The sequence below is a fragment of the Corynebacterium sp. KPL2825 genome (assembly GCF_037908445.1).
GTDB classification, from domain to species: domain Bacteria; phylum Actinomycetota; class Actinomycetes; order Mycobacteriales; family Mycobacteriaceae; genus Corynebacterium; species Corynebacterium kefirresidentii.
This window is the reverse complement of the sequence record NZ_JBBMGI010000006.1, coordinates 134072-149026: the sequence shown is the minus strand read 5'-3', so window position 1 is coordinate 149026 and position 14955 is coordinate 134072. Positions and strand designations below refer to the sequence as shown.

Annotated in this window: 14 protein-coding genes and 1 pseudogene; 6 read left to right on the top strand and 9 right to left on the bottom strand. The window is 58.7% G+C overall.

Features of this window, described 5'->3' with window-relative positions; genetic code table 11:
• Nucleotides 1–8: 8 nt before the first annotated feature.
• The gene (locus WMQ00_RS06570; RefSeq protein WP_023019863.1) at nucleotides 9–704 is read left to right on the top strand and encodes an FABP family protein; all 696 of its coding nucleotides are present in this window, start codon (nucleotides 9–11) and stop codon (nucleotides 702–704) included.
• Here the strand turns inward: WMQ00_RS06570 and WMQ00_RS06565 are convergent.
• Nucleotides 701–1564, bottom strand: a complete 864-nt coding sequence (locus WMQ00_RS06565; RefSeq protein WP_340440797.1) for an aminodeoxychorismate lyase — start codon at nucleotides 1562–1564, stop codon at nucleotides 701–703. The genes WMQ00_RS06570 and WMQ00_RS06565 overlap by 4 nt on opposite strands.
• Nucleotides 1565–1594: 30 nt before the next feature.
• Between WMQ00_RS06565 and ygfZ the strand changes: the two genes are divergently transcribed.
• Both ygfZ and WMQ00_RS06555 read left to right on the top strand, forming a co-directional pair.
• A complete protein-coding gene (gene ygfZ, locus WMQ00_RS06560) occupies nucleotides 1595–2659 on the top strand; it encodes a CAF17-like 4Fe-4S cluster assembly/insertion protein YgfZ (RefSeq protein WP_284835435.1) in 1065 nt (354 codons plus the stop codon).
• A gap of 140 nt (nucleotides 2660–2799) precedes the next feature.
• Complete coding sequence (locus tag WMQ00_RS06555) at nucleotides 2800–2994, top strand: DUF3073 domain-containing protein (protein WP_023019866.1); 195 nt, start codon at nucleotides 2800–2802, stop codon at nucleotides 2992–2994.
• An 86-nt stretch (nucleotides 2995–3080) separates the two neighbouring features.
• On the opposite strand, the gene purM is transcribed toward WMQ00_RS06555, so the two are convergent.
• The 3 genes from purM to WMQ00_RS06540 are packed head-to-tail and all read right to left on the bottom strand — an operon-like array spanning nucleotide 3081 to nucleotide 6063.
• On the bottom strand, nucleotides 3081–4133 hold the full coding sequence (purM, locus tag WMQ00_RS06550; RefSeq protein WP_248100193.1) for a phosphoribosylformylglycinamidine cyclo-ligase: 1053 nt from the start codon (nucleotides 4131–4133) through the stop codon (nucleotides 3081–3083).
• 18 nt (nucleotides 4134–4151) lie between these two features.
• Nucleotides 4152–5648, bottom strand: a complete 1497-nt coding sequence (gene purF / locus WMQ00_RS06545) for an amidophosphoribosyltransferase (RefSeq protein WP_248100191.1) — start codon at nucleotides 5646–5648, stop codon at nucleotides 4152–4154.
• A gap of 10 nt (nucleotides 5649–5658) precedes the next feature.
• Nucleotides 5659–6063, bottom strand: coding sequence for a sterol carrier family protein (locus WMQ00_RS06540; protein WP_248100189.1), 405 nt, complete (start codon nucleotides 6061–6063; stop codon nucleotides 5659–5661).
• 33 nt (nucleotides 6064–6096) lie between these two features.
• On the opposite strand from WMQ00_RS06540, the gene WMQ00_RS06535 reads away from it, so the two are divergent.
• Both WMQ00_RS06535 and WMQ00_RS06530 read left to right on the top strand, forming a co-directional pair.
• Nucleotides 6097–7107 carry an acyl-CoA thioesterase gene (locus WMQ00_RS06535; RefSeq protein ID WP_248100187.1) on the top strand — a complete coding sequence of 337 codons (1011 nt, stop codon included), beginning with the start codon at nucleotides 6097–6099 and terminating at the stop codon, nucleotides 7105–7107.
• A gap of 134 nt (nucleotides 7108–7241) precedes the next feature.
• Nucleotides 7242–8402, top strand: a complete 1161-nt coding sequence (locus WMQ00_RS06530; RefSeq protein WP_248100185.1) for an asparaginase — start codon at nucleotides 7242–7244, stop codon at nucleotides 8400–8402.
• 56 nt (nucleotides 8403–8458) lie between these two features.
• Here the strand turns inward: WMQ00_RS06530 and WMQ00_RS06525 are convergent, their stop codons facing one another.
• A complete protein-coding gene (locus tag WMQ00_RS06525; RefSeq protein ID WP_259825240.1) occupies nucleotides 8459–9478 on the bottom strand; it encodes a LysR family transcriptional regulator in 1020 nt (339 codons plus the stop codon).
• 70 nt (nucleotides 9479–9548) lie between these two features.
• Between WMQ00_RS06525 and WMQ00_RS06520 the strand changes: the two genes are divergently transcribed.
• Complete coding sequence (locus tag WMQ00_RS06520) at nucleotides 9549–10535, top strand: SLAC1 family transporter (protein ID WP_248100183.1); 987 nt, start codon at nucleotides 9549–9551, stop codon at nucleotides 10533–10535.
• 143 nt (nucleotides 10536–10678) lie between these two features.
• Here WMQ00_RS06520 and trhA read toward each other — a convergent pair whose 3' ends face one another.
• From trhA to WMQ00_RS06505, 4 genes and pseudogenes are all read right to left on the bottom strand, one after another.
• Nucleotides 10679–11389, bottom strand: a complete 711-nt coding sequence (gene trhA / locus WMQ00_RS06515; protein ID WP_445293060.1) for a PAQR family membrane homeostasis protein TrhA — start codon at nucleotides 11387–11389, stop codon at nucleotides 10679–10681.
• A gap of 109 nt (nucleotides 11390–11498) precedes the next feature.
• Nucleotides 11499–12588: pseudogene (locus WMQ00_RS06510) on the bottom strand (type ISP restriction/modification enzyme); the annotation flags it as partial.
• On the bottom strand, nucleotides 12576–13064 hold the full coding sequence (locus WMQ00_RS12005; protein ID WP_396127264.1) for a hypothetical protein: 489 nt from the start codon (nucleotides 13062–13064) through the stop codon (nucleotides 12576–12578). The pseudogene WMQ00_RS06510 and the gene WMQ00_RS12005, both read right to left, overlap by 13 nt.
• A gap of 93 nt (nucleotides 13065–13157) precedes the next feature.
• Nucleotides 13158–14792: a histidine-type phosphatase gene (locus WMQ00_RS06505; protein ID WP_340440796.1), complete on the bottom strand. Its 1635-nt coding sequence runs from the start codon at nucleotides 14790–14792 to the stop codon at nucleotides 13158–13160.
• Between the last annotated feature and the right edge of the window lie 163 nt (nucleotides 14793–14955).

Genomic DNA, 14955 nt, shown 5'->3' with positions numbered 1-14955 from the left:
GGACGCCCATGAGCGAAAATAAAAATGAAACCACTCCCGAAAACATCGAAACCACCGCGGCTTCCCACCCGGAAAATGATCCGGGAAAGCTCAACGGCAACGATGCCGTGAACCAGGCCGCCGAGCAGTGGAAAGACGCCGCTAGCCGCAATATCCCCGCTCTCGAGCTGGGCGATACCCCGGTACCGGACGATACCGCTAACCTGCGCCAGGGCCCATCGCTGCACGACGGCCTGCTAGGACTGCTCCCCCTCGTGGGCGTCTGGCAAGGCGAGGGCCAGGCACACGATACGCAGGGCCAGGAATATACCTTTGGCCAGCAGCTGGTCATCGCCCACGATGGCGAGAATTACCTCACGTTTAGCTCCCGTACCTGGAAGATTGATACCGAGGGCAAGCCGGAAGGCCCCTCCGTGCGCGAGACCGGCTTCTGGCGCATTTCTGAAAAGGATGAAATCGAGGTCACTTACACCTCTTCCAACGGCATTGTGGAAATCTTCTACGGCGAGCCGTTCAATGACCGCGCATGGCAGCTGGAGTCCGCCTCCACCATGGTCACCGAAACCGGACCGAAAAACCTGGGGCCGGGCAAGCGCATGTACGGCCTGATGCCCAATAACAACCTGGGCTGGGTAGACGAGCGCATGGTTGATGGGGAAATGCGCCCCTACATGTCCGCGGAGCTCACCCGTATCGCTGGCTAGTCCCCCAGCGCTTTATCAATAAGGTCTCGAATGACGTCCACGTTATCCGGGGCCTTTAATTTTTTGCCATTAAGCCGGGTGACCCGGGCGGCAACGCGCACCGAGGACACCAGCCACACTGAGTCCGCCTTTTCCAGATACTCCACGGTGAGCGGCTTGGCTTTGCAGCGATAGCCCTCCTTAGTGGCGTGGGCGAAAAAGGCCGCCTGCGTGGTTCCGGGAAGGATGCCGCGGCCGGCGGCGGTGCGCAGTTTCTCTCCCTTGACGGCCACCACGGTCGAGGTTGCGCCCTCGAGGATTTCTCCGGTGTCTGGGTCGGTGAGGATGAGATCCTCAAATCCCTTCTCGCGCGCCATACGCAACATCGCCATCGTGGCCGCATAGTTGAGCGTCTTGGCGGGTAATTCCTCCGCTACGTGCCACAGGCGCGGGCTGGTCATGACGGCTACGCCGTGCGCGCGCTGTTCTAGGACCTTCTCCTCGATGGGCTGCACCACGACCCAGGCGCTCGGCCTTCCCGTAGAGGCGCGCCCGCGGGTATAAGTCCAGGTGCATTTGGCATCCCCTGTCTCATCCCCGCAGAAGTCCGCAATCGCGAGACGCGTGGCTTCTTCCCACTTCTCCATAGGCGGTTCTGGCAGATTCATGGTGCGCGCTGAATCGCAGAAGCGTTGCGCGTGCCGCTGCAGGTTGGCGGCTTTTCCTCCGCGTACGAGCAGGGATTCAAAAATGCCATCGCCGCGGGTGACCGCGGCATCATCCGCATAGACGAGAGGCAGCGTGGGCATGTGCCTGCGTACCGACCCTCCAAAGGGCTCCACAACGTAGATGACCGGCTCTTTTCGCGGCGAGAACTTCATACCTTTGATTATGCCCTACCATCGGTAGTTGTGAGTTATTCTTCGCCTCTTCTGCAACGCACCGGTGCCGCGGAGCACCAGGACGCAACCGTACTCGATGCCCAAGGCGTGGCCTGGCACTATGGCAATCCGCTGGGTGAGCAACGAGCTGCCGATGGCGGCACCATAGTCATCGACCGTTCCCAACGCCGCGTCATCCGTGTCAGCGGCAAGGACGCCGCCGAGTTTCTTAATAATTTGCTTTCGCAAAAGCTGGATACCGCCCCCGTGGGCTTTAGCGCCGGCGCCCTTGACCTAGACATCCAAGGACATATCCTCCACCACATGGATATCGTCCGCACCGAAGACGCCTTTCTTATCGACGTCCCCGCGGCCCAATTCGACTCCCTTTTCAAGTTCCTCACCATGATGATCTTTTGGTCCGAGGTCACCGTAGAGGAGGCTGATATCGCCATCCTCACCCTCCTGGGTGAAACCGATATTCCCCTACCACCCATGGTGGAGTTTTCCCGCCAGGTTCAGTGGACCGGAATCAATCGCGTTGACCTGGGAGTTCCGCGCGAATCCTTGGTTGAGGCAACGAAGCTCTTGGAGGAATCCGGCGCGCGACTGGCCGGGCTTATGGCGTTTACCGCCGAGCGTGTGCGGGCCCGTGAGCCGGAGCTGGCAGCGGATCTAGATAATAAATCCATCCCCCACGAGGTACCGCAGTGGATTAGCCGTAGCGCAGATAATCCGGCCCACGTCCACCTCAATAAGGGCTGTTACCGCGGTCAGGAAACGGTAGCGCGCGTGGAAAACCTCGGCCGCTCTCCTCGCCTATTGGTGCAGCTACACCTCGACGGCTCAGCCCCGCAACGGCCGAATGTGGGCGATGACATTACTTTCAATGGACGTAAGGTAGGCCGCATCGGCACGATCGTGGATGACTGCGATTTTGGCCCCATTGCCCTAGGCCTCGTGAAGCGCTCTGCGCTGGACGCCGGCACCCTAGAGGTGGGCGATACGGCGGCTTCTATCGATCCTTCTTCCATCCCCGAAGATGAGGGCCCCAAGGCCGGACGTGAGGCGGTAAACCGGCTGCGCGGACGTTAGATCTCCCACTAGCTAGGGGGCGGTGCGGAATTTTTTCGTCACACAGGCTATTGTGTCTTACAGGAAGATACTCAATAGACAAGTCGATGGGGCGCCCAAGAATCCCTGGCGCGCCCTACTAACCCAAGGGGGTCATGCACATGGGACGCGGACGCGCAAAGGCAAAGCAGACCAAAGTTGCACGCCAGCTCAAGTACAACTCACCCGAGATGGATATCGAGTCCCTACAACGGGAACTCGCCGCACAGCAAGAGGGTGACTCCCGCGATTATGAAGAGGATGACCCATACGCCGACTACGTCGATGAATGGGATGACGACCGCGACGAACGCTAATCTTCCGCTCGCCGCCGGATAGTTCAAGGGCCCTAGGATTTCCTAGGGCCCTTCCTCATGCCCTCCCCTAGCGGGACAAGACACTTTTAGAAATTTGGGTGCTCGCCGTGCATGAGCACGCGCGGCTCTTCGCCAGACGCGGAGCGAACGGTGCCCAGCTCCCACGCATCGATGTGGCGCGCAGTAAGCATCGCTAGGGCGCGGTCGCGGTCTTCAGGGTTGACCACGGCAATCATACCCACGCCCATATTGAAGGTCTTCTCCATCTCAGCCAGCTCCACCTTGCCCACTGAGGAAATGAGCTTGAAAATCTGACCCGGGGTCCACGAAGCGCGGTTAATATCGGCGGCTAGGCCTTCCGGGATGACGCGCTCGAGGTTGCCGGCCAGCCCACCGCCGGTGACGTGGCAGAAGGTGGATACAGAGCACTCACTGGCCAAAGCCAGGCAGTCCTTGGCGTAGATGCGGGTAGGCTCCAGCAGTTCCTCTCCGAGGGGACGGCCGAGTTCCTCCACGTGGCCGTCGAGAGGCATGCCAGCCTGCTCCAAAAGGACGTGGCGGGCCAAAGAGTAGCCATTGGAGTGCAAGCCGGAAGACCCCATGGCGATGAGCACGTCGCCATCACGGACCTTATCGGGGCCGAGCACGCCATCAGCCTCAACGACGCCCACCGCGGTGGCGGAGACATCGTATTCATTTTCTTCCATCATGCCGGGGTGTTCGGCGGTCTCGCCGCCCAATAGCGCGGCACCGGCCTGCACACACCCCTCGGCGATGCCCTTGACTACCTCGGCCACCTTTTCCGGCACGACCTTGCCCACGGCAATATAGTCCTGCAAGAAAAGCGGCTCCGCGCCGCAGACGACGAGATCATCGACGCACATGGCGACCAAGTCGATGCCGATGGTCTCGTGCTTGTCCATGGCCTGGGCCACGGCCAGCTTGGTGCCAACGCCATCGGAACCCGCGGCCAAGATGGGCTCCTTATAATCGCCGAGCTTAAACAGGCCGGCAAAGCCGCCGAGGCCGCCAAGGACCTCGGGGCGGGTGGCGCGCTTGGCGTGCGGGGCGAAAAGCTCAACGGCGCGGTCGCCCTCTTCGATGCTGACGCCGGCTGCGGCGTAGGTATTGTCACTCATGGTTTCAAAAGTCCTTTGTTATTTGGTGCCGAGCAAGGTGCGCACGGCGTCTGCATTGGAGTTTCCGGCGGGCAGGCCGAGCGGGTACTCGCCCGTGAAGCAAGCGGTGCACAGCTCGGACCGGGGCTGCTCGGTGGCGGCCACCATCTCCTCAACGGAGACAAAGCCCAGGGAATCGGCGCCGATGGTGTCGCAGATAGTGGCGCAAACGGTTTCCGGATCGTCGGAGGGGCTGGCATTGGCAATCAGCTCGCCTGGGGAGGCGAAGTCAATGCCGTAGAAGCACGGCCACTTCACCGGCGGGGAGGCGATGCGCACGTGCACCTCAGCGGCGCCGGCCTCGCGCAGCATGCGGATGAGAGCGCGCTGGGTATTGCCGCGAACGATGGAATCATCCACCACGACGAGCTTCTTGCCGTTGATGACCTCGCGCAGCGGGTTGAGCTTCAAGCGGATGCCCAGCTGGCGCAGGGTCTGGGTGGGCTGGATGAAGGTGCGACCTACATAGGCGTTTTTGACCAAACCGTGGGCGAAGGTGATTCCCGATTCGCGGGCATAGCCTACGGCGGCTGGATTACCGGATTCGGGTACTGGGATGACGAGGTCCGCGCCCTCCGCGGGGTATTCGCGGGCCAAGCGGCGGCCAATATCCACACGGGAGGCGTTGACGGAACGGCCCTTGATATCGCTATCCGGGCGGGCCAAGTAGACGTATTCGAAGACGCAACCGTGGCGCTTTGCCGGCGCGAAGTTCACGGATCGGATGCCAGCCTCATCGATGGCGACGAGCTCACCGGGTTCAATCTCGCGGATGAACTGGGCGCCGCAGATATCGAGCGCACAGGTTTCGGAGGCCACGACCCAGCCCTTGGCCAGGCGGCCAAGGACAAGCGGGCGCACGCCGTGCGGGTCGCGGGCGGCGTACATGGTGTGCCCATCGGTAAAGGTCAGGCAGAAAGCGCCCTTAACGCGCGGGAGCAGATCGCGGGCGGAGTCGAAGACGGAGGTGTCTTCATCCACGCCGTCGGCAAGCAGCATGGACAAGCACATGGAGTCAGAAACGGATTCCTCGTGCGGCTTGATGAGGCCGCGTTGCACGGCCTCCTCGCGCAGCTCCAGGTAGTTGACCAGATTGCCGTTGTGCCCAAGGGCAATGTCTACCCCGGTGGAGGAGGTAGAAAACATGGGCTGCACGTTGGACCATTCCTTGCCGCCGGCGGTGGAATAGCGCGTGTGCCCCACCGCTACGTTTCCTTGCAGGGCAGACAGGGTGGATTCATCAAAGATATTGGCCACCAGGCCCATGTCTTTGAATACGACGATGCGGTCATCATCGCCCACCGCGATGCCGGCGGCCTCCTGGCCGCGGTGTTGCAGGGCGAAGAGCCCAAAGTAGGTTAGCTTGGAGACTTCCTCCCCGGGAGCCCAAACGCCGTAGACGCCGCACTCTTCGCGGGGCTCCTGCTCATTGTGATCGTCAAGATTGGTGATACTAGGAGTATGTACTTCTACCACGGCGTTGAGTTTAGCCTGTCGCGCCGCCGGAAACTAACGGAATGAGCGGCAACCACTGCGCGATTTCGCCCGCGCGGGAGCCAGAAGCATCCACGCGACCAGTACTTACGGCCTCCTCCCAGTCCGCCAATCCGGTGGCAAGGCGCAGCCAGGTTTCCGGATCAGTCTCCACCACATTGGGTGGGGTGCCGCGGGTATGGCGGGGTCCCTCAATGCATTGCACCGCAACAAATGGGGGTACGCGCAGCTCCACGGAGTGACCCGGCGCGTCGGCTTCGAGGGTGCGAGCGGTGCGCCGGACGGCGTCGGCAAGCAGGGTCCTACCTGGCTTATCATGCTCCGCCGGGGCGGCAATCCAGTCTTTGATGGCCATGACGGCCGCGCGGGTGGCAGCGGGATCGACGGGCTTTTTCATAGCTACATCATAACTACTGTTATCTTGTTGTTTATGTCACCTACGCCTTCCGTTGCGGAAAATCAGAAATCGCCGGCGCTGACGCTGCGCTTTATGGCATCGCCAACCGACGTCACCATGGCCGGCGCCCCCGGCATCAGCGGCGGACGCGTCCTGGAATGGATTGATAAGGCCGCCTATGCCTGCGCCGTGCAGTGGTCCGGCCAATACTGCGTGACCGCATACGTGGGCCATATCCATTTCACTCGGCCGATCCCCTCCGGGCACATCGTGGAGGTACGCTCGCGCATCGCCATGACCGGCCGGTCTTCCATGCACATCGTCAATGAGGTGCTTTCGGCTGACCCGCGCGAAGGCATCTTCACTCGCGCCTGCGATTGCCTGGTCATCTTCGTAGCCAAGGACCCTGCCACTGGCAAGTCCACCCCGGTGCCGCCCTTCGTGCCGGAAACCGATGAACAGTGCCGCGTAGAAGAAGCAGCCAAGTCCCGCATTGAGCTGCGCAAGGCCATCGAGGCGGAGATGGAAGAGCAAACCTATGACGGGCCTTCCGATGCCCCGCGCATGGTCAACCGCTTCCTAGCCAAGCCCACCGACGTCAACTGGGGCGGCAAGGTCCACGGCGGCACCGCCATGCAATGGATCGATGAGGCCGGTGCGGCCTGCACCATGGAGTGGTCCGCCGAGCGCACCGTAGCTGTCTATGCCGGTGGCATCCGCTTCTACCGCCCGATTTCCATCGGCGACCTCATCGAGGTCGACGCCCGCATGATGCGTACCGATACCCGCTCGATGCAGATGTCCATCCACGTCCGCTCCGGCAACCCCCGCGGCGGCCGTGAGCACTTGCAAACCGCCATCCATGCCACCGTGGCCTATATCGCCCTCGATCATGATGGTCAGCCACAGGTGGCCCGCCCCTTCCATCCGCGTACCGAGGAAGATAAGCGCTTGGCCGAGCACGCCACCGTGCTGCGCGAGCTACGCGCCAAGTACTCGCCAAAACCTTTGGTGGTGGCGCCGACAAATCAGCACATCGATTAACTGCTCTCCCCTCGTTTCGGTGTTAGCAAGTCCATAGTGGCAGCGGCAACCCCGTCTTTATGCTTTAGATGGATTTATACGCGGACGACGGTTTCCTGCCGTCTGCTCTTATATCCACACAGAAACGAGGGAATATGCACACCCCAACTTTGCGCCGGTCGGTACGCACCGGCCTTGCCCTGATAGCTTCGGCCTGCCTCTTGGCGTCCTGCCAGAATCCGGATAACCGCCCAGCGGACGAAACTTCGGCCACCACACCCGAGTCTTCCGCCTCGCACAGCCCCACCAGTTCTGAGCCCGCGACCACAGAAGCAACCGAAACCTCCGCCACGGAAAGCGAGGGCCCACGCGCCACCGCCGAGGGACACGTGGTGGTCCTTTCTACCGGCGGCACTATCGCCAGCACACACGATAAGACTGGCGCGGTGGTGCCTACCGTTACTGGCTCCAAGTTGGTGGAACCGCTTTCTGGCACCTTTGATAACAACAAACTCACGTTAGAGGTCAAAGACATTGCTAAGCTGGATTCTTCCGCGATGACCTTGGACGATACCGATAGCATTATCACGGCCGTACACAAGGAGCTGCAGCGCAAGGACGTCGATGGTGTTGTGGTAACCCATGGCACCGATTCCATGGAAGAGACCGCCATCGCTGTCGATACCTTCCAAGACAGTGAGAAGCCGGTGGCCTTAACCGGTGCAATGCGCCCCTTTGATGATCCGAATCCAGATGGCCCGGATAACTTGGCGCTCGCGGTGAAGACCGTCACCGATCCCGCCAATAGGGGCCGCGGCACGTTTATCGCCTTTGCGGATCAGGTCATTCCTGCCCGCGGCGCTTTCAAGTCCGATACGTCCAAAGCCGATGGCTTTGCCAATAACAATGGCGAGAAGCAGCCTCAGCGCCCGAAGGCTCTGAAGTTTAAGCCACTGGGCAATACCCGCGTCGATATTATCGCCGCCTACCCCGGTGCGCCGGCTGATCTCATCCAGCGTTCCTTGGACAGCGGCGCCGAAGGCATCGTCATTGAGGGCATGGGCGCCGGCAATATCGGCGACGAGCTAGCACAGGCCGCTCAGGCCGCGGCCAAGAAGGTTCCGGTGGTGCTCACCACCCGCGTGGACCACGGCCCAGTGGAGGGAATCTACGGCGGAGCCGGTGGCGGTGCCACGCTTGCCGACGCCGGCGTTATCTCCTCTGGCACCCTGCGCGCGCCCCAAGCACGTATGCTGCTAGCCGCTGCGATTACGACCGGCACCGATGCTGAGGATCTCTTCGCTCACGCTGAATAAACACTCGCCTTGGAGCACCGGCTGGTGGAGTCACCACATTAATGAACGAGTTTTCATCAGCCACGCTTAGTTTCGACCTCGTCCCCGTCCGCATAGTCCGCCAAGAAGCGAAGAAACCGGTGAGCCGGCTCTGGGAGTCGGTTCTGCGAGCTCCACACCACACGTAGAGGCCGGTCAAACTTGATCTCAGCTACCGGAACCTCTATATACTCACCGGTGGCCAACTGCGACTCCACTGCTCGCCTGGCTATAACCCCTGGAGCGCCTAAGGCACCTATAGCAGCGCGTTGCGCCCCCAGAGATCCAAATTCTCCTGCAGGAGGAGCGAGTGACCCCAGAATGTCCTCTACTACCTCCCGCGTGCCGCTTCCCTGCTCACGCAGAACCAAAGGAGTAGTCTGCAGCTCCTCCTTAGTTACTGCAGCCATCCCCTTCAATGGTGCTGAAACTGTAGAAGTCCCAGCTTCATTTCGGTTATCCACCCGAGCCCAGTGATGGCCTGCGGGGACGACAACAACGAGTTCATCGTGTCCGGCTACACGCTGTTGCAATTCATGGGATACCCAGTTGCCTTCCACAATGGCCAATTCCGCCAATCCCTGTACTACGTAGCGCTGGGCCTCCCGGCTATTGAGCTGGCGCATACGCAGAAAAGTTTTCGGGTGAGCACGTTGAAACGCCGCAGCCCAGCGCGGGTAATCTACCTCGGCGACTGTATGCGAGACCACCAATTTAATTTCCTCGGTGACGCCTTCACCGATGGCTCTCTCAAGACCACGCGCGCAGTCGTTCAAGGCACCCTCTAGCACCTCGAGTACCCGGACAACCTGGGAGCCGACTTCCGTAGTAAAACTACCCGCAGCTCCACGCCAAAAAATGCGTTGATTTAGATGCCTTTCAAAATTGGCAATGCGATTACTCACCGACTGTTGGGAGACATTCAGGTGTATGGCGGCCTGATTCATACCCCCATACCGTGCCACAGCAAGTACGGCGTCGACTGTCTGGGCATCGGGGACAAATCCGCGCCGAACTGGTAAAAAGTCATCACTACTACCGATTCGCGAGGGGTACATATTTTCATTGTAACCCCGTCCAGAATGAACGCCCTCCCGCAATTCTGCCGTAAAGCTTAGCCTCAAGCGCATGTTAAAAATTCAGAACGAGATAGACCTTCCCCCGCTCGGCCCAGGCTGGGCCGGGGCCGTTATGGGCCTCGGAATCTCTTCTACTCTTATCGACGTACACGTAACTCCCCTATTAGGCTCGGCCCCCTCGAAAGCCATGCTTGGGGTTGTAACAATTCTTGCTATATCACTCGTATTTGGGTTTCTAAAGCACCATAATCCGGGATTTTACGCCGCCGACATGCCTGCTTGGGGCATGGTATCTATGGGCATACTTTCTTTGGGTAGCGCCTACTCCCTCATTTATGATGCCTGGTCGGTTCATACCTTGTGCTGGGCAATAGGAACGGTTCTCGGCGCGGTGACGTGCATCCGTTTTCTCGTGTTTCTCATCTGCGATCGCCCGTCAGCCCCCGCTTTCACCTGGGGACTACCGCTGGTTGCCCCCATGGTTGCGGCTACCTCCTCAGCTCAGTTGGCACCGCATGCCGGCGAGTGGGGATCGATAGTCCACAGCATTGGCGTAATCAGTTTTGCATTGGCTTGGCTTACAGGATTGCCTACATTCGCCTTCGTTTACCTGCGTACCATTCCGAAAATTCCTACCAGCTTCGCTGCCACTGCTTGGATCCCGCTCGGGCTGGTAGGCCAATCTACCGCGGGAGCACAATTGCTTGCAGGTGAACAATGGCACTTCCGCGCAATGGTCTACGGTGTAGCGATGCTCGGGCTTGGCATCCCGCTGGCCATTTACGCCATGAGCAAGCACTGGGGAGCGGCCCTAGGAAGCACCCCCATGTCTTATAACCCCACGTGGTGGGCTAGTACATTTCCCGTAGGTACCTGCTGTCTTGGTAGTCATACTTTGTCCACCCAACCTGCGGCACTGACGTTGGGCATGGGATGGATGGATACCATCAGCGCCGCCCTTCTAGTGCTGCTTCTTGTCCACGTCATGTGGGCTACTATCGGCGCAGCCGTGATCGGCTGGGCAAAAGCACGCTGAGTTTTCGAGTCTCATGACTTCTAGGTGAATACCCACCGTAGCGGCGTCAGTATGTGTACCCCCCTTCCATCTAAAAAGGAGTTTACAGGCAGTCCGGCAATTCCTGGGTGGAGGAGATAGACGTGCTAATAGTCGACCTACCCCTAGACGACGACCATCCACACCGCAACCAGGTGCACCACCGCCGCCGCAATCGTCGCGGTGTGGAAGTGCTCGTGGTAGCCGTAGTAGCGTGCGTTGCGCCCTGGCCACTTAAAGCCATAGACCAGCGCACCGAGCGAATAAACCACGCCGCCGGCAACGAGCAGCCAGACGACGGCCGCGCCGGCTTGCGTCCACAGCGTGGGCAAGAGCGGCAGCACCAACCAGCCCAGCGCTAGGTAAACCACCACGTCCAACCAGCGCGGGTGGCCAATCCACACCAGGTTCAAAATCGCGCCGAGAATCGCTCCTGCCCAGGCAACGCCTAGCATCCATGCCGCCTGTACCGGCGATAACACGATGAGGCACAGCGGCGTATACGTCGCCGCAATAAACACCGAGATGGTCGCGTGATCCGCCCGCCGCCACCACTGCACGGCACGCGCGCTCGCCCACGGATAGCGGTGATAAAGCGCTGAGACGCCAAAAAGCCCCACCAGCCCCACGCCGTAGACAGTCACGCCAAGCCCCTGCCACCAGTGCAGCGTCATCCATGCATAGGTAATGAGCACGGTGGAGGCAATCACCGACAGCAATGCTGCAATCGCATGTCCCCAGCCACGGCTTAGCGGCCTGGGACCGCGGTCGGCCATCCAGTACGTGCGCTGGACAAGGCCCGGCCCCGGCGCGCTATCCGCATGAATCTGTGCCACGAGGTACTTCCCTTCTGCTAGCCGCAACGAACCCGAACAAGAAACCTACGATACCGTAAGTCTACGGACGCAGCCGGAGGGATTCAAGGAAAATCGCCTCGAAATGCTGCTAACTTTCCACAGCAGAACCTTCCTCTACCAGCCCATCAACAATGCGTACCGTCTCCATCGCTACGCGCGTGACCTTGCCAATTAGGTCCACGATGCAGCGCGGATTGCCCACCTCATCGGCCCAATCCTTCGGGTCATTAACAATACCGGAGGCCTTGTCTTTCTTAACCTGGTAACGGTCAATCAGCCAGGCGAGAGCTGAGCGCGAGCCAAGCATATACTCATCCGCCTCCGCAGGAATACCACCGATGGTCACCTGCCTGTTGTAGATCAGCTTGGTCACGTCATTGACGTTTTTGCCTGTCTCCGGGTCCTTGCGCTTGGCCCATATCATCTTCTTAACGCGCCACGTCTCACGGTCAGACTCATCACCCTTGACCTGAATATCCAGCGGCCACGGCTCCACGGACTCGTAGTCCACGTGCAGGTCCATTAATTCTTTACCAGCCGCAGCAAACTTGTCGAACTCCGCACGCGAGGATGGCGTTTCAATATGCGGCAGCATCTTCTTCAAATCCGCCGCATTCTTCGTGCGATAGCCCGAGTCATGCAACTTTCCGTACACAAAGTGGAAGATGTCATCACCGCTTTTCGAATACTACGGCTTTGGACTCCCCCTGTAACCCAAGCATCTCGGCCTGTAGCGAGGCCCAGACTATAATCCTTGAAAATAGAAATCTTGTTTGGCTTTTGCCCCCAGTACCGGCCACTTTTCAAATTCTTCAGAGTGCTGGTGCAACCAGTCACCCTCTTCATTTGGTTCAATGGACTGCCAGTCAATGGTTTCAATCGCGGAGGAGTCGACGATCCCAAGCTTTTCTTCGACTGTCAGATAGTCACTAATGTCTCGGTAGTGAAGCTGGAAACCAGTCTTTGATACCGACGGTGATAGCCACGGAGTTGCGGGAACCAGAGCCGAAGACTTTGCCGCCTTCTTTGCGGGACTGTTCGCCAGCGGTACGTTGGTTGCCGCGAAGGTTAAAAATATAAAGGTCCGTGAAATCCTCGGCCATCGATAAGCGCACACCATCACCCGTATTGCCGTCGATCCACCCGCCATTGGACACGAAGGCTACTACCTCCTGGTCGCCGATGCGGTCGGTGCCCAGCGGAAAGCTCGCAAATAGGAATCGTAGAGGGTTCGCTGAGGCGTCGCCGTGGATTTCACAGCGTAAGTCTCTGCAATGCGCTTATCCAACCCCGGGTATTTCTGGTTGGCGTTTATATCATTGGCGGACTTTTGGCCGGCGGAATATGGCGGGTTGCCAATAACTACGTTGATGGGTGCCTTCTTCTGGCGCTCAATGGTGGCGTTGTTTTCGCGGAAGACGTTGAGGTCCGGAATGTCGCCGTCTTCGTGAATTTGGAAGGTATCCGCTAGAGCGATGTTGTTAAAGGTTACGTAGTCCGGAATTGGTTCCCCGTTGCGCTGCGGACATACTTCAAGGTCGAAATCCGAAAGGACGACACACACTAGGCCCAGCCGAGCACTAAAGGCTGCAATGGCGCTAGACCTAGAGCTGTAGCGAGCCTGCTTGCGGTTCCATTGAACTATGGAAACCATATGGGAGGCTGTGCCTTTCGGAAGCCGCCACTAAGCGGTGATTCGAGGAGAGCTTCCCAGTTTGTCGCCCCCCTCAGTAATATCTTGCCGTTACTAAAAGGGAAGTTGGATGCCGAACTTATGTAGCAGACTTTCTATCTGCTGCCGGTTAATGTACACAGTTCCAACTGCAATAGTCAGTATGCTGACGAGGGCACCAACTACCGCCCACATCTTCGACTGTGAAGAGGCAACGCTACTTCCTGTTTGTGGCTTGTACCCGCTGTCCGCGGTGGAATCAATATGAGCTTGAGAGTGGTCAGAGACAGAACCAAGCGGCAGACAAGCGGACAGCTCATCGATGGTATAAAACGTCGAGCCCTCACTTATTGGCTCACACCCCTCCTTGAAGGGAATTTCCTTCTCGTTGTACAGCATGCGCACGAGGGTCTCGCCATTGTCATTCTGGAAGGCATCCCACTGGATATTTGCTCCCATTGGGGAGACCTCGTCACCACGCCAATCCGAGTTCTGCCAGGTGTAGAGCTCTCCTGCGGGAACTCCATTCTCTGAGCCAGGCGTTTTCAGCAATGCGGCGAGCGGAATGATGGTTTCCGCGTGACCAAACCTATATTCCGCAGCTATATCACCACCGGCCGCGCGATCCTGTACGCCCTCAATCATTTCCTCAAGCAGTGGCTCATAATTGTCGTAAGAAACAGTGCGACCCTCGATAGCCGGCCCCTTCTCATAGAAGTCTTCTACATCCAATAGGTATGCAAAGGTAGGCCCGCTCGCATCGTCCATGTACTGATCAAATATCCACCCCTCAGCAGGGGTTTTCTCCTCATCAGCAAGTGCTGGAGCAATGATGTACAGGTTGTAGAACTGCAGCGCGGCGTCCACTATTCCTTCTACTGTCTTGCCATCCTTTTCACGGGCGCTAAATGAAATGGCCCCATCTTTTAACTCATCGATAAAATCCGAGGTGAAAATCTTGGACAGCAACTCCTGCGATGCTTCTTGGGAGGCCGGCTTGGAATAAGCTTCCTGGATCTTTTCCTGTAGCTGCGGTGAGTCTTTCCACGCCGAATATTTTTCGTACGACGGTGACTTCTTATCTTTATGCGCATACATCAGGTCAGTGCGTGGCTCGATGGTGACATGACCATCGTTGGTTCCGTCCACGAGGTTGTCAGCAAGAGTGGGAGCTTCCTTCAGCCACGCCGCACCGAAATTCCAACCAGAGTCATTAGCGCGGTCCTCACCCGAAGAGATGAATTTCACTTTTGAGTCGTCCCTGTCGATGCTGTGCATAAGCTCAGCATTGCGTTGCGCATTGCGCTGACCAATCCCCCGCAGTTCTTCCCGCCCAACTGCGGTGAGGTTTCCGTATCCGGCGTCTTGTCCGGCGCCACCGGCCAATTCCTCATTCACGGAAATCATCGCTTCTACCTGCGGAATGAGCTTTTCTCCTAAATCCGTGAGCTCACCACGCTCCTGGGCATACTCCAGCATCTGCTGCGCGAGGTCGTCATACTTAAAGCTAGACAGCCCACGCGAGCCATGCCGGTCCACCGTGGAGGTATAGATCTGTCGGAATCCTGCGGGAGCTTCGGAATACTCCCGCCCCTGCGGTTCATAGTGCTGCTTGGTGGAGTAATAGGAACCATGCTCGGCGGCCGTGGCTGGCACTGTTACACCAGAACACGCAACGGCGGCAATAAGAGCGAGAGTACGTATACGCATTGGACGTTGGCTTCCATGAGTAGTGGATATCTTGAAGAGGGACACACTCACGGTAGGCCGCTGACGTTACGGAAAGGTTGCCTGAAAGGAAAATGATTGAAAAGAACTCGTCCCGACGCTGTTCTTAGCCTTTGTCACTGCTCCTAACGAGAATTAAAGCCCG